General features: G+C 72.6%; 22 protein-coding genes. 9 read left to right on the top strand and 13 right to left on the bottom strand.

Annotated elements, in window-relative coordinates:
• The first annotated feature begins 134 nt into the window (after positions 1–134).
• Both IE317_RS25510 and IE317_RS25505 read left to right on the top strand, forming a co-directional pair.
• Positions 135–569 (top strand): single-stranded DNA-binding protein, encoded by a 435-nt coding sequence (locus IE317_RS25510; protein ID WP_191313867.1) that lies wholly within the window; start codon positions 135–137, stop codon positions 567–569.
• Positions 570–737: 168 nt separating this feature from the next.
• Complete coding sequence (locus tag IE317_RS25505) at positions 738–1,028, top strand: hypothetical protein (RefSeq protein ID WP_191313866.1); 291 nt, start codon at positions 738–740, stop codon at positions 1,026–1,028.
• A gap of 118 nt (positions 1,029–1,146) precedes the next feature.
• Here the strand turns inward: IE317_RS25505 and IE317_RS25500 are convergent, their stop codons facing one another.
• Positions 1,147–1,563, bottom strand: coding sequence for a zinc-ribbon domain-containing protein (locus IE317_RS25500; protein ID WP_191313865.1), 417 nt, complete (start codon positions 1,561–1,563; stop codon positions 1,147–1,149).
• Positions 1,564–1,719: 156 nt separating this feature from the next.
• On the opposite strand from IE317_RS25500, the gene IE317_RS25495 reads away from it, so the two are divergent.
• Complete coding sequence (locus tag IE317_RS25495) at positions 1,720–2,145, top strand: nitroreductase/quinone reductase family protein (RefSeq protein WP_191313864.1); 426 nt, start codon at positions 1,720–1,722, stop codon at positions 2,143–2,145.
• Here IE317_RS25495 and IE317_RS25490 read toward each other — a convergent pair.
• Genes IE317_RS25490 through IE317_RS25475 form a run of 4 tightly spaced genes read right to left on the bottom strand, consistent with a single transcriptional unit; the run spans position 2,142 to position 6,317 of the window.
• Positions 2,142–4,256, bottom strand: coding sequence for a transglycosylase domain-containing protein (locus tag IE317_RS25490; RefSeq protein ID WP_191313863.1), 2,115 nt, complete (start codon positions 4,254–4,256; stop codon positions 2,142–2,144). The genes IE317_RS25495 and IE317_RS25490 overlap by 4 nt on opposite strands.
• 36 nt (positions 4,257–4,292) lie before the next feature.
• On the bottom strand, positions 4,293–5,114 hold the full coding sequence (locus IE317_RS25485; protein ID WP_191313862.1) for an ABC transporter permease: 822 nt from the start codon (positions 5,112–5,114) through the stop codon (positions 4,293–4,295).
• On the bottom strand, positions 5,074–5,880 hold the full coding sequence (locus IE317_RS25480) for an ABC transporter ATP-binding protein (protein ID WP_191313861.1): 807 nt from the start codon (positions 5,878–5,880) through the stop codon (positions 5,074–5,076). Before IE317_RS25480 ends, IE317_RS25485 begins: the two co-directional genes overlap by 41 nt.
• On the bottom strand, positions 5,877–6,317 hold the full coding sequence (locus tag IE317_RS25475; protein ID WP_191313860.1) for a MarR family winged helix-turn-helix transcriptional regulator: 441 nt from the start codon (positions 6,315–6,317) through the stop codon (positions 5,877–5,879). Before IE317_RS25475 ends, IE317_RS25480 begins: the two co-directional genes overlap by 4 nt.
• 546 nt (positions 6,318–6,863) lie before the next feature.
• Between IE317_RS25475 and pspAB the strand changes: the two genes are divergently transcribed.
• From pspAB to IE317_RS25460, 3 genes are all read left to right on the top strand, one after another.
• A complete protein-coding gene (pspAB, locus tag IE317_RS25470) occupies positions 6,864–7,418 on the top strand; it encodes a PspA-associated protein PspAB (RefSeq protein ID WP_191313859.1) in 555 nt (184 codons plus the stop codon).
• Between the two features lie 81 nt (positions 7,419–7,499).
• Positions 7,500–7,907 (top strand): VOC family protein, encoded by a 408-nt coding sequence (locus tag IE317_RS25465; protein ID WP_191313858.1) that lies wholly within the window; start codon positions 7,500–7,502, stop codon positions 7,905–7,907.
• Positions 7,908–7,988: 81 nt separating this feature from the next.
• Positions 7,989–8,624: a hypothetical protein gene (locus IE317_RS25460; RefSeq protein ID WP_229902907.1), complete on the top strand. Its 636-nt coding sequence runs from the start codon at positions 7,989–7,991 to the stop codon at positions 8,622–8,624.
• Here IE317_RS25460 and IE317_RS25455 read toward each other — a convergent pair.
• Positions 8,546–9,172, bottom strand: coding sequence for a hypothetical protein (locus IE317_RS25455; protein WP_191313857.1), 627 nt, complete (start codon positions 9,170–9,172; stop codon positions 8,546–8,548). The two genes, IE317_RS25460 and IE317_RS25455, sit on opposite strands and share 79 nt — an antisense overlap.
• Before the next feature lie 66 nt (positions 9,173–9,238).
• On the opposite strand from IE317_RS25455, the gene IE317_RS25450 reads away from it, so the two are divergent.
• The gene (locus tag IE317_RS25450; protein ID WP_191313856.1) at positions 9,239–9,928 is read left to right on the top strand and encodes a GNAT family N-acetyltransferase; all 690 of its coding nucleotides are present in this window, start codon (positions 9,239–9,241) and stop codon (positions 9,926–9,928) included.
• Here the strand turns inward: IE317_RS25450 and IE317_RS25445 are convergent.
• The gene (locus IE317_RS25445; protein WP_191313855.1) at positions 9,925–10,353 is read right to left on the bottom strand and encodes a hypothetical protein; all 429 of its coding nucleotides are present in this window, start codon (positions 10,351–10,353) and stop codon (positions 9,925–9,927) included. The genes IE317_RS25450 and IE317_RS25445 overlap by 4 nt on opposite strands.
• Before the next feature lie 137 nt (positions 10,354–10,490).
• Here IE317_RS25445 and IE317_RS25440 point away from each other — a divergent pair, with 137 nt between their 5' ends.
• On the top strand, positions 10,491–10,847 hold the full coding sequence (locus IE317_RS25440) for a hypothetical protein (protein ID WP_191313854.1): 357 nt from the start codon (positions 10,491–10,493) through the stop codon (positions 10,845–10,847).
• Here IE317_RS25440 and IE317_RS25435 read toward each other — a convergent pair.
• The 5 genes from IE317_RS25435 to IE317_RS25415 all read right to left on the bottom strand — a co-directional run bounded on the left by IE317_RS25435 (position 10,844) and on the right by IE317_RS25415 (position 17,621).
• Positions 10,844–12,121, bottom strand: a complete 1,278-nt coding sequence (locus IE317_RS25435) for a sensor histidine kinase (RefSeq protein ID WP_191313853.1) — start codon at positions 12,119–12,121, stop codon at positions 10,844–10,846. The genes IE317_RS25440 and IE317_RS25435 overlap by 4 nt on opposite strands.
• A 349-nt stretch (positions 12,122–12,470) precedes the next feature.
• On the bottom strand, positions 12,471–13,901 hold the full coding sequence (locus IE317_RS25430) for a carboxylesterase/lipase family protein (RefSeq protein WP_191313852.1): 1,431 nt from the start codon (positions 13,899–13,901) through the stop codon (positions 12,471–12,473).
• 147 nt (positions 13,902–14,048) lie between these two features.
• Positions 14,049–16,223, bottom strand: a complete 2,175-nt coding sequence (locus tag IE317_RS25425) for a xanthine dehydrogenase family protein molybdopterin-binding subunit (protein WP_191313851.1) — start codon at positions 16,221–16,223, stop codon at positions 14,049–14,051.
• Positions 16,220–17,182: an FAD binding domain-containing protein gene (locus tag IE317_RS25420; RefSeq protein ID WP_191313850.1), complete on the bottom strand. Its 963-nt coding sequence runs from the start codon at positions 17,180–17,182 to the stop codon at positions 16,220–16,222. The genes IE317_RS25425 and IE317_RS25420 overlap by 4 nt, the downstream gene beginning before the upstream one ends.
• A complete protein-coding gene (locus IE317_RS25415) occupies positions 17,169–17,621 on the bottom strand; it encodes a (2Fe-2S)-binding protein (RefSeq protein WP_191313849.1) in 453 nt (150 codons plus the stop codon). Before IE317_RS25415 ends, IE317_RS25420 begins: the two co-directional genes overlap by 14 nt.
• 194 nt (positions 17,622–17,815) lie before the next feature.
• Between IE317_RS25415 and IE317_RS25410 the strand changes: the two genes are divergently transcribed.
• On the top strand, positions 17,816–18,391 hold the full coding sequence (locus IE317_RS25410; protein ID WP_191313848.1) for a TetR/AcrR family transcriptional regulator: 576 nt from the start codon (positions 17,816–17,818) through the stop codon (positions 18,389–18,391).
• On the opposite strand, the gene IE317_RS25405 is transcribed toward IE317_RS25410, so the two are convergent.
• A complete protein-coding gene (locus IE317_RS25405) occupies positions 18,388–18,750 on the bottom strand; it encodes a hypothetical protein (RefSeq protein ID WP_191313847.1) in 363 nt (120 codons plus the stop codon). The genes IE317_RS25410 and IE317_RS25405 overlap by 4 nt on opposite strands.
• Positions 18,751–19,069 lie beyond the last annotated feature (319 nt).

Here is a 19,069-nt window from a genome sequence, read left to right as displayed (position 1 = left end):
CTTCTGGAATGCCGTCGGCATGGCGGCAGGAAACCAGCCCGTGAGGGGGCCGGCATCCGGGAATTGTCGGACCCCCGTGCTCTCCTCGTCGGCAAGAGCGGTGCACCCCGCACCCGGAAGACGAGGAGAGACCGATGGCAGGCGAAACGACGGTCACGGTGGTCGGCAACCTGACGAGCGACCCCGATCTGCGCTTCACCCCGGCCGGCTCGGCGGTCGCGAACTTCACGGTCGCGAGCACCCCGCGCATGTTCGACCGGCAGTCCGGCGCCTGGCGCGACGGCGACCCGCTGTTCCTGCGCTGCAGCCTCTGGCGGGAGTACGCGGAAAACGCCGCCGAGTCGCTCGTGCGCGGCAGCCGGGTGATCGTCCACGGCCGGCTGAGACAGCGGTCGTACGACACGAAGGAGGGCGAGAAGCGCACAGTCATGGAGCTCGACGTCGAGGAGATCGGACCGGCCCTGCGGTACGCCACGGCGAAGGTCACCAAGATCAGCCGCGCCACGGGCGGCGAAGGGAGCAGTTCCTGGACACCGGAACCGGTCGCGGCGGGCGAGCCGCCCTTCTGACCCCATCCGGGCGGTCCCGGCCTCCGAACGCCCGTTGACGGGGCCTCGACCCGTGCTGGATCGCCTGCGGTGACGATGAGGGGACGCTCCGGCCGGACCTGCTGTCGAAATCCCGCCCACCGATTCGACGCAGGAGCAGAGGCCGAACCACGAGCGGGAGGGACCGACATGAACGGGAACGACAAGACCGGCTCACCGGCGGCGCACCCCGTGGTCAACCACCGGGTGCGGGCGATGCTCCGAGCGGTCGGCGCGGGCCGCGGCCGGGTTTCCTGCAGCAGCGAACCGGACCTGTTCATCGACGGCCTGTCGTGCGGCGACCAGTTCGCGGCCCACACCCTGGCCCACCAGGGCCTAATTCGCGGGGCCCGCCCGGGCAACCCCGGAGAGCTGGTCCCGGCGGTCCTGACCCCGGAGGGCCAGGCCCTCCTCGGCCCCGAGCAGAGATCGGCCGCCTGACCCGGCGACCGGCGGATGTTTGACAACTCCACAGTGAGCGGCCTTGGAACCCTTGCGGCCGCGGGAAATCCCCGGACCGGAGGCAGGTGCGCCGGCAGCCCGGGCCGCCGGCGACGACCTAGTGGCCCTGCTGCGGGAACTGACCCTGCTGCGGCTGACCCTGCTGCGGGAACTGACCCTGCTGCGGGAAGCCCTGCGGCTGGGACGGGTGCTGCGGAGCCCCCTGCTGCGGGAACTGCGAAGCACCCTGCGACGGGTGCGGCGGGTACCCCGGCGCCGCCTGCTGCTGGGCCTGGCCCTGCTCCTCCTGGGCCTGCAGCCGGACGGCGTCCTCCTTCGGGATGCGGTTCTCGATCCCGCAGAACGTGCACTGCGCCGTGTACTTGACGCTGATCGGGAACAGCGGGATGAAGAACAGCGTGAACTTCGTGACCGCCTTGCGCACCGCGTGCGAAGCCGGATTACCGCACCGGCCGCACAAGAACGTCGTCATCGCCAGCACGTAGATGCGGGTACGCCAGCCCCAGATCAGCATCGGTCTTCTCTCTTTCGGTTCTTCCTTCGCCGCGCAGCCTCGCACACCGTTGCGTCCTGCCGGGGCGGTTTTGCCGATCCCGCGCGGAAGACCCCCGCCGAAACCGGACATTCGGCCCGTACCGCGACACGGAAGCCGCGGGACTAGATTGGGATCATGCCGAGCGACTTCGCCCTGAAGACGATGAACGCCGTCCACCGCGGCCTGATCAAGCTCACCGGTGGGCGGGTGGGCTGGCAGGTCGCCATGCCCGTCCTGGAGCTCACCACCGTCGGCCGCAAGAGCGGGCAGCCGCGGTCGGTGCTGCTGACCTCGCCCCACCAGGAGGGTGACGCGGTGGTCGTCGTGGCGTCGCGGGGCGGCGACGACACGCACCCCGCGTGGTTCCTCAACCTGCGCGACAACCCGGACGTCGAGGTCTCGCTGAAGGGCGGGCCGAAGCGGCCGATGCGCGCCCGGATCGCCGACGCGGAGGAGCGGGCTCGGCTGTGGCCGAAGATCACCGCCGACTTCAAGAACTACGCGCAGTACCAGACGAAGACCGAGCGCGAGATCCCGCTCGTCTTCCTCGAACCGCGCTAGCTCCGCGCCTGCAGGTACGCCGGGTCGGCGGCGGGGATCGGCTGGTCGGGGACTCCGGCCAGCAGCTTGCTCATGGCGTGGAAGTACGGCGGCGCGGCGACCGTGCCGCCGAACGCGCCGTGGCCGCAGTCGCCGAGGTGCACCGGGGTGCCGGGGCAGATCTCCCGCGGGTGCGGCCCGTCGGCGAACACCATGGACGACACCGCGTAGTCGTCGACACCCCCGACGAACGCGACCGATTCGCTCAGCTGCGTGGTGCCCGTCTTGCCGATGTCGGGCCGGGTCCAGCCGGCCGCGCGGGCCGCTTCGGCGGACGTGCCGCTGGTGGTGTCCTTGCTCAGCCCCGCTTCCAGGGTGTCCGCCACGCCCTGGGGGATGACCCGTTCGCACGCCTGCTGGGCGACCGGCACGGCGTTGCCGTTCCGGTCGGTCACCGACAGGATCGGGTTCGGCGGGCACCAGACGCCGCCGCTCCTCAGCGTCGCCGAGACGTTGGCCATCTCCAGCGGGCTCACCGGGCTGTTGCCGAGGGTGAACGACAGCAGGTTCTGGAAGTACTGCGACTGCGGCTCGCTGAACTGCGGGTTGCCGGACTTCGGGTCCGGCGTGCGGCCGGCGTCGTTGGTCGCGAGGGTGTTCCGCAGCCCGAGCTTGGCGGCCATGTCGAGCACGGCGGGCATCCCGACCTGGCTCTCCAGCCCGACGAACGCGACGTTCGGTGACGTCGCCAGCCCGTCGGCGAGGGTGATCGGGTCCGCGTAGTGGCCGTCGTTGTGGACGGTGTAGCAGGACGCGTGCGCGTCCGGGACCGGGAAGCACTGGCTGTCCGGGTTGGGCAGCGGGGTGTCGAGGCCCGCCTTGCCGGTGACGAGCGCCGCGGCCGAGGTGAAGATCTTGAACGACGAGCCCGCGCCGAACTCGTTGCCGGCGTCGGCGACGATGTCGGTCGACGTTTCGCCCCGCGCCGGATCGGTGCCGTAGTTGCGGTTCGCGACCATGGCGAGCACCTGGTGCCCGTCCTGGCCCGGCTGGACGACGGCGAAGGTGTTGGCCACACCGTCCTGGGTGGTCGGCACGTTCGCGTCGACGGCGTCCTTGGTCACCTGCGAGACGCGCGGGTCGAGCGTGGTCTTGATCGTGTACCCGCCGGTGGCCAGCCGGTCGGCGGTGAACCCGGCGTGCACCAGGTAGCTTTCCGCGTAGGCGCAGAAGAACCCGGCGTCCGGCGCCGCGCCGAGGCACGTGCCGGGCGGCGTGACCGGGCCGTTCGGCAGCAGCCCGAGCGGGGCCGCCTTCGCCGTCGCGGCGTACGAGGCCGGGATGGAGCCGTTGGTGACCATGTCGTCGATGACGAGGTTGCGGCGCTGCAGCGCCTTGTCCGGGTGGGCGTACGGGTTGTATGTGCTGGGGTTGTTCACCATTCCGGCGAGCAGCGCCGCCTGCGGAACCGTCAGTTTGTCCGGGGTCGTCCCGAAATACGCCTCGGCGGCGGCGCCGACTCCGTACACGGTTCCGCTGAATTCGACCACGTTGAGGTAATTCGCCAGAATGTCGTCTTTGCTCATGGTGGCGTTGAGCTGGACGGCCATTTTCGCCTCCCGCAGCTTGCGGGCGAGCGAGTCCTCGCGGTCGGCCTGCTGGGCCGCCGGATCGGTCCGGTCGACGACGTTGATGAGGTAGTTCTTGACGTACTGCTGCGTGATCGTCGAGGCGCCCTGCAGTGCCCCGCCGGTGCTGTCGTTGACCGCCGCGCGGAGCATCCCCTGCAGGTCGACGCCGCCCTCGGTGTAGAACCGGCGGTCCTCGACGGCGATGATCGCGGCCTTCATGGTGGTCGCGATCCCGGCCGCGTCCACCGGGAGCCGGTACTGCGCGTACAGCGTGGCGATCGGCGTGCCGTCGCGGTCGGTGACCGTGGTGGTCAGCGGGGGCTCGGCGGCGGCGAGCTGGGCGGAAATGGCGTCCACCGAATCGCTGACCTGATTCGACAACAGGCCGGCGCCGATGGCGGCGGGCGCCATCGTCCCGGCCGTCAGAATTCCGGCGAGAAGGCACAAACCGGCAAACGGGACCACGGCCCGGCGACGTTTCACGAATTCGAGATTAGGCATCGGGCGATAAAGCTTCCGTTCGGTGAGACATGTGCCTCACCGGGCCAACCTGCCGAGCAGCGCCGAGGCGACCGAAACGGCCACCGCCGTCGCCGCGGCCAGCACGGCGAAGTCGGTGCCGAGGTGGGCGGGAGTTCCGATGAGCAGGCCGCGCAGCGCGTCGACCTGGTAGCTCAGCGGGTTGACGTGGCTGAGCACCTTCAGCCACGACGGCATCAGGTCCACCGGGTACAGCGCGTTCGAGCCGAAGAACAGCGGCATCGTGATCGCCTGCCCGATACCCATCAGGCGTTCGCGCGACAGCACGATCCCGGCGATCACGATGGACAGGCAGCAGAAGAACGCCGAACCGAGCACGAGGACGACGGCCATGGCCAGCAGCTTCAGCGGGTTGGCGGTCAGCCCGACGCCGAGCACCGCGGCCAGTATCAGCACGATCAGCGCCTGGACCAGCGCGCGGAGCCCGGCGGCGAACGCCTTCCCCGCGACGAGCGCCGCGCGCGGGGTCGGGGTGACCAGGAGCTTGGCGAGCACGCCGGCGTCGCGCTCCCAGATGATCTGGATGCCGTAGAAGATCGCGATGAACAGCGCCGACTGGGCCAGGATGCCCGGCGCCAGGAAGTCGAGGTACGGCGTCGAGCCGGTCGGGATCGCGCGCAGCCTGCTGAAGGTTTCCCCGAAGATCAGCAGCCACAGCGCGGGCTGGATCGCCCTGGTGAGCAGCTCGGTCTGGTCGCGCCGCAGCTTCTGCAGCTCCACCAGGCACATCGCGCCGACGCGGGCGCCGAGCACGCGCAGCCGGCGCAGCGGGCCCGGGTCAGCCGAGGCGGCGGGCGGTACGGCGAGTGGCACGGACACCGCGGATCCCTCCTTCTTCCCGGTCGAGGCGGTTCCCCGTCACCGCGCGGAACACTTCGTCCAAAGTGGATTCCGGACCGAGGCCGGCCTCCAGCTCGGCCGGGGTGCCCAGCGCGCGGATCCGGCCGGCGTGCATCAGGGCGACGCGGTCGCAGTACTGCTCGGCTTCGTCCATGTAGTGCGTGGTGACGAGCACCGTCATGCCGGTCGCCTCGCGGATCGAGGCGATGCGGTCCCACACCGACGACCGGGCGACCGGGTCGAGCCCGATCGTCGGCTCGTCGAGGATGAGCAGCCGCGGCGAGCTGACCAGGGCCTGGGCCAGTTCGAGGCGGCGAATCATGCCTCCGGAGTACGTCTTAGCCGTGCGGTCGGCGTCGCCGGCGAGCCCGACGAGGTCCAGGGCGAGCCGCACCTGCTCGGCCCGCTGTCGGCGGGGCACGTCGAAGAGCCGGGCGAACAGGGCGACGTTCTCGCGGCCGGTCAGCGCGCCGTCCGCGGACAGCTGCTGCGGGACGTACCCGATCAGCCGCCGCACGGCCATCCGGCGGCGGGCGACGTCGACGCCGAAGACGGTGATGCGGTCCGGCGTGGTCGGCAGCAGCGTGGTGATCATCCGGAGGGTGGTCGTCTTGCCGGCGCCGTTCGGGCCGAGCAGGCCGAACACCTCGCCCGGGTGGATTTCCAGGTCGACGCCGTCCACCGCGCGGGTCGCGCCGAACGAGTGGCTGAGGCCGGTGCAGCGCACCGCCGCGGGTTCGGTCATGGTTGCTCCTTCAGGATGCCCATGAGTTTTTCGAGCGCCGGCAACGCCTGGCCGATGGCGTCGATGTCCTCTTCGGACAATCGGGCGAGGGCGTCGGCGACGAGCCCGGTGCGGGCGCGGCGCCAGGCCGCCATCCGATCGGCCGCGGCGGCGGTGATCTCCAGCCGCGCCGCGCGCCGGTCGGCGGGATCGGCCTCCCGGCGCAGCAGTCCGCTGTCGGCGAGCTGGTTGACCAGCGTGCTGACCGAGTTGTTCGCCAGGTGCAGTTCGCGGGCGGCCGCGGCGACGCCGATGCCGGGGTGGTCGGCCACGACACGCAGGAGCTCGACCTGCGCGCCCGGCAGCGGAACGCCCGGCACATCGGCACGCACCCGCCGCCGCACCACCCGGCGAATCCCCTGGACGGTGCCCAGCAGCCGGTCGGCGAGTTCGGTCATGCCCCCGAAGGTAGCTCTGCCCCAGAGCTATTAGCAACGCTAAATGTCCGCTTGGCGAGGAAAGGGGGAAGCTGCCGCGGGCGGCTTCGATTGGGGCCGGCCGCGGCCCGAACCGCGCTGAGGTGCTCGTCCGGGGGCGGGGTGCGTCGTAGCCTCGCCCGCCGCACTGCCGCACTGCCGCACTGCCGCACTGCCGCACTGCCGCACTGTCGCACTGTCGCACTGCCGCACTGCCGCACTGCCGCACCGCCCGCACCGCCCGCACCGCCGCACCGCCGCACCGCCTGGGCCGGCTGCCGCGAGGGCATGATCGCCGCCGCGTGAGGCGAGAGGGGATACCGCTGATCGGCGGAACCTACCCGGAGTGACCGTTCGGCGGCGGACCGGTGCCGTTCGCCGCGCCGCGGCGGGAGTTGTGCTCCGGAACGGGCCGTGCGGGCGCATGCTGTCCCCTCCGGCCCCGCGTCCCCGCGCCTGACGTCCACAGTGGACACTGCCAGTGCGCCCGGTCCGGCGGCCTCCGAAATGAGGATAGGAACGTTCGTCGTGACCCTGCTGGACAGCAAGCTGGTCCGGTGCTGGACCTCCCGCCCGCACCTGCAGTCCCTCTACTCCCTCGCCGCGGCCGCCCCGCGGATGCGTGCCGCGCTCGGGCTCGCGCCCACCGGCGGTGGCACCGTCGACTTCAAGGTGGCCGGGGACGCGCTGGCCCGCACCGCGGCGGAGCTGATCGCCGCGACGTCGGCGCGGCTGCCGGTGCACCCGCTGGTGACACAGGACCTGCACGGCCGTTCGACGGTCCGGTGCTGGCGCCGCGACCGCGACCTGCGCGTGCTGACCAGCGACCTGGTCGACGTCGCCGAGCGGCTGGCCAGGGCGGGGTACGGCGGCTCCCTGCGTTTCGCGACCGTCGAGTTCGCCGAGCCGGCCGGGCGCCGCGAGGGGAAGCTGGCCCTGGTGTACCTGTTCGACCGTGGGACGTTCCACACCGCGGGGCCGGGAGCCCGGCCGCTGGACCGGGCGCTGGAGCTGCGTGCCCGGGCCGCGTTGCACGGCGCGCTGCCGCTGGAACCGGTCGCGCAGCGGCGGTTCGTCCTCTGAGGTGGCGCTGAAAATCCGCCGATTGGCGCAGGTCACGCGTTCTGCGAGGATGCTGCTCTCGTCCGATCGAAGGAGATGGCCGTGGCTTCTCGCCTGAACCCGTACCTGAGCTTCCGCGACGACGCGCGGCAGGCCATGGAGTTCTACAAGAGCGTCTTCGGCGGCACGCTCACCCTGAACACGTTCGGGGAATTCGGCTCACCCGAAGGGGCGGATGCGGACAAGGTCATGCACGCCCAGCTGGAGGCCGAAAACGGCTTCACGCTGATGGCGTCGGACACCCCGGCCGGGATGGAGCACAACCCGGGCACGAACATCTCGGTCAGCCTCAGCGGGGACGACGCCGACGACCTGCGCGGCTACTGGGACAAGCTGAGCGACGGCGGCACCGTGACGGTTCCCTTCGAAAAGCAGATGTGGGGCGACGAATTCGGCGCCTGCGTCGACAAATTCGGCATCCCCTGGATGGTCAACGTCGTGCACGCCTAGCCACGAGCCGTTGCAGCCGGTGCCCGCGTCGGTGACGATGGGGGAACCGGCGTGGCGTGGCGCCGGGCCGAAGGAGGCCCGATGGCGGGTTTTCCCTGGACGTGTGCGCAGTGCGGCGCGGTCAACGACCCCGCCGCCCGGCGCTGCGGCACCTGCGCGGGCCTGGCACCGGGCCGGGCTCGCGCGCGGGCGCTGTGGGTGCTGCTGACCCTGATGGTGGTCGCCGGTGTGGCGGTGGGCGGCGTGCTGCTGTTCGCCGGGGAGCCGGAGCCTCCGCCGTCCGCGTCGGGGCCCTTCCCGGCGTACACGACCCCCGCGCTGCCGACCACCAAGACCGTCGTCACGACCGCGAACGCCGTCACGCCGCCCAGCACGCCGTCGCCGTCCACGACCGCGACCACGCCGACGGACAAGCCCTGCCCGGAGGACGCGGCGCGCTACCTGCCCGGTGGCACGGGCACGGCGCTGCTCGTCGCGCAGACCGCGAAGTCCGTCGTGACGATCTGCCGGGTCGCCGACGGCCGGATCTTCTACGACGGCCAGGCCCGCGGGCAGGCGGCGTCGGACGAAACCCACATCGTGCTGCCGGCTCAGGCCGAGGGCAGCGGCTTCGTCGCGGTCAACGGCGACTACCGCTATCAGGTCGACGGCGGCAGGCTGGTCGTGTCGGCCGGGTCCGAGGTGCTCTCGGACGAGGAGCTGACCACGGTCGGCTGAGTGCCGAACAGCTCGTCCACCGGCTCGGCGTCGAACCCCAGGTCGGCCCGCATCCGGGCACGCATGACGCGGTAGCCGCGCTGGCCGGCGTCCCAGGCGGGCCGGAGGCTGGTGCGGTCGCGCTTCGGGTCGAGCAGCATCGCGGCCAGCCGCATCCGGGGCAGCGTGGCGTCACTGACCAGCCGCCGGACCGCCTCCGGCGCGTGCAGCACGACGGGCCCGAGCGCGTGCTGGGCCTCGCTGCGCACCTCGCGCAGCTCGCCGATCTGGTGTTCGTCGAGTTCGCCGTCCGCTTCGACGACCGTCCGGGCCTGGAAGAGCACGCCGTCGAACGCTTCGAGGACACCCATCAGCTGGGCGTAGGCGTCGGCGCGGGTCTCGTGGGTCCGGGCTTCGCGTTCGCGCTGCCAGCGGCGCTCCTCGCGGGCGGCCTCTTCGGCCATCCGGCGGGCCTCCCGCCGTCCCGAAAGGACCTGGGTCAGGATCACGCCGGCGAGGCCGAGCAGGGCGACGACGATCGGAATCCACACCGGGACCTGGGAACCCACGTGCGCACCCTACCCAGGATGTGAGAGTGGCGGCGGCCACCCGGCCCGAATCCGCATGCTGGAGCCATGGCTTTTCCGCTCGACAACCCCACTTGGGCGTCGCTGACCGGCCCGCACGCCCACTTCGCCGAACGGCAGGGCCGCGTCCTGCGCTACCCGGAGGACGTCGCGCCGTTCCTGGCGCTGCCCGACGACCCCGGCGAGCAGGACTGGCGGGACGTCGCCGAACTCGCCGGGCCGGGCGGGACCGTCGTGCTGGCCGCGACCACCGCGCGGCCGCCGGCGGGCTGGGAGGTGCTCGACGAGACCCCCGGCGTGCAGCTGGTCGACGAGGGCGTCGCGGCCGCGCCCGAGCCGGAGGCGGTGCGGCTGGGCCCCGCGGACGTGCCGGAGATGCTGGACCTCGTCGAGCGGACGCGGCCGGGACCGTTGCGGAAGCGGACCGTCGAGCTCGGCACGTACCTCGGCATCCGGCGCGGCGGCGCGCTCGTCGCGATGGCCGGTGAGCGGCTGCACCCGCCGGGCCACACGGAGATCAGCGCGGTCTGCACGGACCCGGCGTACCGCGGGCAGGGTCTCGCGACGCGGCTGGTGCTCGCGGTGGCGGCGGGCATCCGCGAACGCGGTGAGACCCCGATGATGCACGCGGCGGCGGGGAACACCTCGGCGATCCGCCTCTACCTCTCCCTGGGGTTCGCCCTGCGGGCGCGGCCGGACTTCGTGGCGGTGCGCGTGCCGCTCGCGGTCGCGGTCTAGGCACCGGTCGACGAGCCGGGCCGGACGATCATCAACACCGTCACCGCGGCCCACAGCAGGTTGAACACGCCGGTCAGCATGGCCAGCCGGCCGAGGATGTCCGAAGTGGACTCCTCGGCCGCCAGCAGCCGCTTCTGGCGCGGCAGGATCAGCAGGCCGAGCACGGCGGCCGCGACCGCCGTCAGGCCGATCGACACGAGCAGCCACGGGTCGCCCATCACGTGCATCGTGCCGGCGACACCGAAGCCGAACACCGGCACCGCGACGGCCGCGTAGGCGTACACGCGGCAGATCCGGTGCAGCAGGGTCGCTGCTTTGCCGTCGCCCCGGCGGACCGCGGCGGGGAACATGCTGGCCGCGACCGCGACCGGGCCCACGGCGAGAATCGCCGCGAGGACGTGAATCGAGAGCAGGATTTTCGACACGCCCCGAAACTAGTGATCTTCGAGGGTGCCGGGGAGTGGCTGAATTGCCATGAACCGCCGGGATCCGGCCAGTCGGCGTCCGGATGTCGATCCGGGGCTCGCCGGTTCGACGTCCGGGTAAGGGGAAGGAGAGCCCGATGACCGCCACGACCACCACCCCGAACCGGGTCCGGAGCCTGCCGGTCCTGCTCGCCACCGAGGACGACGCCGAGGACATGGGCCTGCTGGCGCCCGACGACCGGCTGACCTGCCACGTGCACGGCCGGTGGATCCACCAGTGCGTCGCCTCGCCGGCGCACGTCAGCCCGGTCACCCGTCACCGCTGGTGTCGCGGCTGCGGGACCGAGCTGGTCGTCGCGGTCGACGAGCTGTCCCTGACCGTCGCGATGTCCTGCCCGCGCTGTGGTCACGGCGGCAGCGCCGCCACCACCCGGCTGACCGCGGCCTGCCGCGCGAGCCTCGCCGCCGAGCGCGCCGCCCGTCAGGCGGCTTAGCCCGGCACCCACATCGTGACGCGGGTGCCGCGGCCCGGCTGCGAGTCCACCGTGCCGTGCCCGCCGACCTCGGCCAGCCGCGCCATGATGGACTGGCTGATGCCGAAGCCCGGGGGCCGGTCGCGGACGTCGAAGCCCAGGCCCTGGTCGCGGGCCACCACCGCGATCCCGCCGTCGCGTTCCTCCACGCGCAGCACGACCTGTTTCGTCCCCGAGTGCTTCACCGTGTTGCGCAACGCTTCCCGGACCGCTTCGCACAACGCGGTCCGCCGGTCCTGCGACACCTTGTGGTCGTCGGCGAAGTCCGCGGCGACGAGCTGGGTGCGCAGGCCGTCGCGGGCGAGCTCGGTGGCGACGTCGGCGAGTTCGACCGCGAACCCGCGCGTCGACCCGGTCGGCACCGGCTCGGTGATCCGGCGGCGCAGCTCGGCCGCCTCCGCCTTGGCGACCGAACGCAGTTCCGACAGCCGGGTGGCGGCCTGGGCGTCGTCGCCCGGTGCCGAGATGGCCAGCGCTTCGAGGGTCTGCAGGACGCTGTCGTGCATGATCCGCCGCGTCCGGCGGCGCTCGGCCTCGCGTCCGCGGCGCAGCCCGATGTCCACCGCGAACCGCGTGCCGACGCCGAGCAGGATGAGGATGGCCACGGCGAGCACGATCGCCACCGCGAGCGCCACCATGCAGCCGATCGACCGCGTCAGGGCGAGCTGGTGGCTCAGGGGCAGGCCGCCGGCCAGGGTGAGCGCGGCCCGGAACGGCACGGCCGCGGCGAACAGCCACAGCGCCGCGGGCAGCCCGGACGTGCCGGCCCACATGGCGACCGAGCCGACCAGCCAGGTCCAGGACACGTCGACGGCGAACGGCTGGATGGCGGGCGGGGCCGTCACGGCGACCACGAGGTTGAGGACCACGCCGAGGGAAAGGTCCAGACCGAGGGCGCGCCCGGTGAGCCGCGCCCGCAGGCCGCCCGCGCGCAGCACCCAGACGACGGCGGCCACGTTGGCGGCGACGGCGAAGACGGTGGCGCCGAGCACCGGCCCGAGCCCGAGCACGCCGTTCGCGGCGGTGAACCCGATGAACACCTTGACGAACGCGGCGGCCCGGTAGGCCAGCGGCACGGCAACCCAGTAGCGCGAGGCGCGGGCGAGCGTCGCGTCCCCGACGGCGGTGAGGTCGCCGCTGTCGGCAACGGGCTCGGCGGGGTCCGCGGGTGTCCCGCTGCGCAGCAGCGTGCGGACGAAGGCGCGTGGCGGTGCGGCAGAGCCCGCCTCGGGCATCGGTGGTCCCCATTCATCCGGCCGTCCGGGCGGCCTGAGCCTGGCAGCGGGGAAGGGGGATAGTCAACCATCCTGCCCAGGAGCCAGCCCGCTGGAGCAAAGCCCTCGACCGGTTCGTGATCTACGGCCGATCGGGGCGGCCGGCAGTCGCGGAGACGGGGAGCCGCGACTCGCGGGGCACGCGGCGCGGAGCCCGCCGGCCGGGCGGCGGTTTCGGCCGGGGCGGTGGTTGGGTTCAGCGGGGGTGCGCGGTCCCGGTGGCCCGCGCGGGGGAGTGGCCGGGGCCGCGGTGCGGCCGGTTGCGGCGGGCCGAGCGCGGCTCACCGCTCGACCGGCCCGCGTCGCGCCGTCAGTACGCGTGGAACATCGTGTCCTCGCCCGTGTACTCCGCCCAGCCCGGCGAACCCGTCGTCGCGAAGCGGTGCCAGGCGCCGTTCAACTCGGCCGCCAGCTCGTGCGGCGGGTTCTCGCCGAGCAGGCCGCGCGGTCCCGACAGCGCGTCCAATGCTCCGAACACGAACGGCAGCTCCAGTCCGTGGCACGCGCCCAGCCTGCCTTCGAGCAGGGGCGAGCCCCACTCGAACTCGTACCGGAACGTCCGGCCGGTGTGGTTGGCGGCCAGGTCGCGCACGCCGTCGCGGAAGACCAGGTCCGTCAGGGCCTCGACCAGGACCTCGCCCGCCGTGCGGCCCGAGCCCAGTCCGTACGCGTACAGCACGCCCGCCGGGTCCGGGTGGGACACCGCCAGAGAGGCCACCGCCTGGTCGTCGGTGACCGCTTCGAGCACGCCCGTCGGCACCAGGTAGAGGCGCATCTCTTCGCTGCAGCTGCCCACGATCAGGTCGACGTCGCGGCCCGCGCCCGCCTTGATCGCCTTGGCCGGGTGCTGGGGCAGGACGTCGTCGCCCACCACCGGGAGGAACGGGCTCAGGCCGTAGCCGCGGTCGTAGCCCAGCGCGTCGCGCAGGTCGGGGGCGCCGCCCGGCCGCAACACCGCGTCCTGGGCGTCGAGCAGCTGCTCGGTCGACACCTTGCGGAACGCCTCCGCGGTCGGCTCCGCCTTCAGCTCGTCGGCGACCACCTTGGCCAGCCGGCGGCCCTGGACGCCGTCGCGGACCATGTCCGGGTGTCCGCTTTGGACGATGGCGCGGTGGAAGAGCCCTGTGGCAAGGGGCGAGCCGAGCAGGCAGGAGACGCTGACGGCGCCCGACGCCGCGCCGAAGAGCGTGACGTTGGCGGGGTCGCCGCCGAACGCGGCGATGTTCTCCCGCACCCAGTGCAGGGCCGCGAGCTGGTCGCGCAGGCCGAGGTTGGTCGTGCCGCCGTCCAACGGGAGGAATCCGTCGATGCCGAGCCGGCACTGCACCGTCACCAGCACCGCGCCGGCGCGGGCGAACGCCGTGCCGTCGTGGACCGCGGCGGAGGCGGCGCCGCCGAGGAACGCGCCGCCGTGCACGAACACCAGCACCGGCAGCGATGCGCCGCCCGGCTGCGGCGTCCAGACGTCCACCGTCAGGTACTCCGGTCCCGGGCGCCAGCCGGTGCCGGTGAGCGGGGTCAGGTCGAGACCGGGCACGTCGTGACGGCGCTGCGGCGCCGTCGGCCCCGGTCTCCGGGTGTCTCGGATGCCCTCCCACGGCGGTGCCGGGACGGGCTCGGCGAAGCGCAGTTCGCCGTCGGGCGCGGCGGCGTACGGGATGCCGCGGAAGAGCGCCACGCCGGCGGGGGTGACCTGACCGCGGACCGCGCCGGACGTGGTGGGGACGACGGGGTCGGTCATGCGGGGGTCCCTTCGTGGACTGTCGGGGGAAGCGCCCGTCAGCCTAGGACCGCGGACGGGCCGCCGTCATGGGCGTTCCGTCTCCGAGGTTGTCGCGGATGGATAACGGCGCGGGCAGGGCGTCCGGGAACGCCCTGCCCGCGCCGGTCAGCCCTCGAGGAGGTCCTCGATGGTGATCGGGATGTGCCGGACCCGGATGCCGGTGGCGTTGTACACGGCGTTGGCGACCGCCGCGGCCATGCCGACCGTGCCGATCTCGCCGAGGCCCCGCGCGCCGACCGCGTTGTGCAGCGTGTCGGGGTACTCGACGAACTGGACGTCGACCTCCGGGATGTCGGCGTTGACCGGCAGCAGGTAGCTCGCGAAGTCACCGTTGGCGAGCCGGCCGTTCGCCTCAATCTCCAGGCCCTCGTGCAGCGCGGCCGAGACACCCCAGATCATGCCGCCCATGAGCTGGCTGCGGGCCGCCTTGTCGTTGATGATCCGGCCCGCGTCGAACACCCCGAGCATCCGCGACACCCGCGCCTCGCGCGTCCACCTGTGCACCCGGACCTCGCAGAACTGGGCGCCCCACGAGGCGAACGAGTGCTTGGTCAGCTCCTCGCCGGGCGCCGACGTGCCGGTCACCTCGACCGTTTCGCGGCCCACCGTCCGCAGCAGCTCGCCGAAGGTCATCGACTCGCCGTCGGCGAAGACACAGCCGTCGGCGTAGGTGACCTGGCGCCCCTCGAACGGTGCGCCGGGGTCGGCGGCGAGCGCGGTGAGTTCGTCGATCGCCTTGGTGGCGGCGAGCATGATCGCGGTGCCCGCGCTCGCCGTCGCCGTGGAGCCACCGGACATGCCGCCCGGCGGGAGGGCCGAGTCGCCGAGGCGCGGGGTGATCCGGTCCGCCGGGATGTCCAGCGATTCGGCGCCGACCAGGGAAAGCACGGTCAGCAGGCCGGTGCCGGGGTCCGCGCCGCTCGTCGCGACGACGGCGGTGTCGTCGGCCCGCAGCGTGATGCCGACGGTCGCCGGGAACCGCAGGGCGGGAAACACCGCGGTGGCGACGCCCATGCCGACGAGCCAGTCGCCGTCGGTGCGGGTGCCCGGCGGGCGGTGTGCCCAGCCGAAGCGGTCGGCGCCGATGCGGAAGCACTCGTCGAGGTGCTTGCTCGACCACTGCAGGTCGTGGCCGGGCGGCGCCGTCGAGTTGTTGCGGACGCGCAGCTCGATCGGGTCCATGCCGAGCTTCACGGCGAGCTCGTCGATCGCGCTCTCCAGCGCGAACGAGCCGGGTGCCTCGCCGGGGGCCCGCATGAACGTGGTCGGCGGGACGTTCAGCGGCACGATCTTCTGGCTGATCGACAGGTTCTTCGTGGCGTACCACTCGCGCGAGGTGCCGTGCGACGTCGGTTCGACGAACGACCGCGCGGTGTCGGTGTGGCACCACGAGTCGTGCCGCAGGGCGACCAGGGTGCCGTCCGGCTCGGCGCCGATCGCGAGCTTCTGGACCGTCGCGGCCCGGCCGGCGGTGGCGGTGAAGACCTGTTCGCGGGTGAGCGCGGCCTTCACCGGCCGGCCAAGAGCGCGGGCGGCCGCCGAGGCCAGGAACGCCGGTGTGGACGTCCGCCCCTTGCCGCCGAACGCGCCGCCGACGAACGGGTTGACCGCGTGGACGGCTTCGGGCGCCAGTTGGAGGGCCATGGCCAGTTCCGCCGCCTGCATGTGCGACGCCTGGTTTCCGCTGTAGACGGTCAGCTCGCCGTCGTCCCACACCGCGACCGCCGAGTGCGGCTCCATCGCGGCGTGGTTCTGCGTGGCGGTCGTGTAGGTCGCCTCGACGACCACCGGGCTCGCGGCCAGAGCGGCTTCGAAGGATTCGACGCCGTCTTCGAGCACCTCGATCTCCGGGGGAGCGCCGTCCATGGCCGGTGGTGCGGGCTCGGCCGAGTCGAGGTGCTCGGCGAGCGAGGTCCGGGCGGGCCGCTCGCGATAGGCCACCTCGACGAGCGCTGCGGCGTCCCTGGCCTGCTCGAACGTCTCCGCGACCACGAAGCCGATCGGCTGGCCGTAGTAGGTGACTTCCTTGTCCTGCAACGGAACCCACGTGTCGCCGAAGATCGGCAGGCTCGGGGTGCCGAGGGGCAGCGGGTCGAACGGCGTGTACACCTCGAGCACGCCGGGCGCGCTCTTCGCCGCGGTGGTGTCCACGGCCTCGACTTCACCGTGGGCGATCGTGCTGAGCAGGACGTAGCCGTAGACCATGCCGTCGAAGGTGTGGTCGGCGCCGTACTTGGCCGCGCCGGTGACCTTCAGCGGCGCGTCGAGCCGGGCGATCATCGGGAGCTCCCGTCGGTCAGTTCGAGCAGGGCGCGGACGATGGTCCGGTGCAGCAGCGGCACCTTGAACCCGTTCTCGGACAACGGTCGTGCGCCGTCGGCGGCCACGGCCGCGGCCGCTTCGAAGGCGGCCTCGGTCGCCGGGCCACCGCGCAGGGCTTCTTCGACGGACGGCAGCCGCCACGGCACCGTCCCGACGCCGCCGGCCGCGACACGGGCGTCGGCGACGACCCCGTCCCGGACGTCCAGCGCGACGGCGGCGGAGCACAGCGCGAACTCGTAGGACTGCCGGTCGCGCACCTTGACGTAGGTGGAGTTCGCGGCCCAGTCCAGCCGGGGCACGATCACCTCGGTGATCAGTTCGCCGGGGCGCAGGTCGTTCTCCACGGCCGGGGTGTCGCCGGGCAGCTGGTAGAAGTCGCCGAGCGCGACCTCGCGGGTGCCGGTCGCGTCCGCCAGCCGCAGGCGGGCGTCGAGGGCGATCAGGGCGACGGCGACGTCGCTGGCGTGCGTGGCCACGCACGAATCGCTCGTGCCGAGGATCGCGTGCATCCGGTTCGCGCCGTCGATCGCGGAGCAGCCGCTGCCGGGAACGCGCTTGTTGCACGGCATGGCGACGTCGCGGAAGTACGAGCAGCGCGTGCGCTGCAGCAGGTTCCCGCCGATGCTGGCCATGTTCCGCAGCTGCTGGGACGCGCTCAGCAGCAGGGCGCGCGAGATCGCCGGGTAGACGCCCGGGTGCGCGGCGATGGCGCCCATCCGCTCGAGCGCGCCGAAGCGCAGCCCGTCGGTGGTGTCGATGCCGCGCAACGGCACGCCGTTGATGTCCAGGACGTGCTGCGGCGTCAGGACGTCGAGCTTCATGAGGTCGACCAGGGTCGTCCCGCCGGCGAGGTAGGTGCCGGGCGTGGCGACCGCCGCTTCGACGGTGGTGGGTGCGGTCAGCTCAAAGGGACGCATCGGCCCGCCTCGCCTGCTCGACCGCCTTGACGATGTTCGGGTAGGCCGCGCACCGGCAGAGGTTGCCGGACATGAACTCCCGCACGTCTTCGACGTCCTGCTCGACGGCGGCGACCGCCGACATGATCTGCCCGGCGGTGCAGAACCCGCACTGCAGGGCGTCCTGGTCGACGAACGCCTGCTGCACCGGGTGCAGCCCGTCCTCTGTGGACAGTCCTTCGACGGTGGTCACGGGCTGCTTGACGGTCGCGGCCAGGGTGAGGCACGACAGCACGGGCTTGCCGCCGACGTGCACGGTGCAGGCACCGCACTGCCCGCGGTCGCAGCCCTTCTTCGGGCCGGTGACCGCGAGGCGCTCGCGCAGCGCGTCCAAGAGTGTGACGCCGGGATCGACGTCCAGCTGTTCGGTTCGGCCGTTGACTTCGAGTGAGATTTCCACTGGTCTCTTTCCGCGGAGCCGGGCAGGCTGCCCGACGGTGTGGTGGGGCGGTCACACGGGGAGCGGATACTCATCCGCTTCACTCGGTCGCGAGGCTAGCGGATTACAATCCGCTTGGCAACGAGCCGGGCAGGCTGGAGTCGCTCCAGCACTCGGCTAGATTCAGCGGGACGGCACGACCTCCGGGAGGAACGATGACGACCGGATCGGTCAGCCCACGCCGCGCGGACACGCGGCGCAACCACGAGCGCATCCTCGCCGCGGCGGCGGCCTCGCTGGCCGACACGGGCGAGGTCTCGTTCAACGCGATCGCCAAGCAGGCCGGGGTCGGCGTCGGCACGGTCTACCGGCACTTCCCGACGCCGGAGGCGCTGATCCTGGCGGTCTACCGGCGGGAGGTCCGGCACATCGTGGAGGTCGTGCCGGTGCTGCTGGAGAAGCACGCCCCGGACGAAGCGCTCCGGGTGTGGGTGACCGACCACGTCGCTCACTACATGATGACGAAGAAGGGCCTGGCCGACGCCCTGCGGACCGCGACGGCGGCCCGGGGGGAACTGCCGAGCGACGCCTTCGAGGACATGCTCGGCGCGGTGTCGGAGATGCTCGAAGCCAACGTGGCGGCCGGCACGGTCCGGCCGGGCCTGACCCCGGTCCTGGTCATGCGCGGCCTCGGCGGCCTGCTGTGGCTCGACCCGAACGGCGACTGGCGGCGCGACGCGGCGGAGCTCGCGGACCTGCTCTGGCACGGGCTGGCCGCGCACCCCGGCTAGGCCCCGCCCTCGCCGAGGCGGACGGTCACGGTGACCCGCCCCTTCGCGTCGCGGTGGGCGACCGCGTTCCCGGTGCGGTCGGTGTCGTCGAGCTCGAGCGAGATCGGGCCGCCGTCGCCGGTGAAGTTGCGCCACCACGACTTCGCGTCGGGCATCATCACGCGGATGGTGACGACGTCGCCCGCCCGCCGGTAGCCGACCGGCGTGCTGAAGGTGCGGCCCGACCGGCGGCCCGTGTAGGTGATCTGCGTGAGGTGCCGCCGGACCAGCGGTCCCCAGCGCGGTGACGTCCGGAGCGCGCCCACGCAGGTGTTGTACCGGGCGATCGCGGTGCGGGGGAGCGGGCCTCGGTATTCCACGGCAGCCTCCTTGGGGTGGTGCCGCCACCGTACCGGAAAACGGAGAGACGTGTTCCGGTTGCGGGCGTGACCACCGCGGGAGGCTCGCAGCGGCGGGATGTGCCGGTGGTGCTCGGTCGGTGGCCGACCATGGGCAGCCGGCATCGCAGGATGGGCGGTCACGGTACCCGGAACGCGGTGCTGGAGCGTTTTGCTGACCGACGCTTGCGCCGGCTGGTTCGGTGGGTGGGTCGATGCCGGTAGATCCGGCGATCGTGCGCTGCCCCGGGGCTGGGCCGAGCTACACGGATCAGCTGGGCTTGATCACGCGCTCGGCCGC

Origin of the sequence: Amycolatopsis bullii, from assembly GCF_014654205.1 — a bacterium.
GTDB lineage: Bacteria > Actinomycetota > Actinomycetes > Mycobacteriales > Pseudonocardiaceae > Amycolatopsis > Amycolatopsis plumensis.
The sequence above is the reverse complement of the archived record's forward strand: the minus strand, read 5'-3'. Positions and strand labels throughout refer to the sequence as shown.